This is a genomic window from Vibrio sp. YT-19(2023) (assembly GCF_033337395.1).
Map to the genome: position 1 here is coordinate 1 of NZ_JAWOQN010001062.1, position 534 is coordinate 534.

The following is a 534-nucleotide window of genomic DNA, read 5'->3' on the forward strand; positions in this document are numbered from 1 at the left end:
GTTAACTTCTAAGTTAGGGTCTGGAAGTACTCCAAGAGGAGGCAAAAATGCCTATACCTCGGAAGGCATCCCATTCCTCCGCTCTCAGAATGTGAGAAATGAAGGTATAAAGTTCGACGATATTGCCTATATCTCTGAGGAAATCCATCAAAAAATGGAAAACACTAAGGTGTTGCCAGGGGATGTTCTTTTAAACATCACTGGGGCATCGCTGGGACGATCAACCATATTCCCTTCAAATCTTGTGGAAGCAAACGTAAGTCAACACGTTACAATCATTCGATTGATCGAGTCTCAAATGAACCAATTTATTCATTTGGGCATTTTGTCTCCTTTGGTACAGCAGCTAGTCTGGGGTAGACAGGTGGGGATGGCAATTGAAGGGTTAAGCAAAAAAGTTCTCGAAATGTTTGAATTCCCAATTCCCCCAATTGCAGAACAACACCGCATCGTCGCCAAAGTCGATGAGCTAATGGCGCTTTGCGACCAGCTTGAGCCACAAACCGAAGCCAGCATTGAAGCGCATCAAGTGCT

1 protein-coding gene is annotated in these 534 nt (G+C 44.6%); it reads left to right on the forward strand.

Features of this window, described 5'->3' with window-relative positions; genetic code table 11:
• Positions 1-534, forward strand: a 534-nt coding sequence (locus tag R7E78_RS30045) for a restriction endonuclease subunit S (protein ID WP_318059130.1), incomplete at both ends; no start/stop codon positions are given.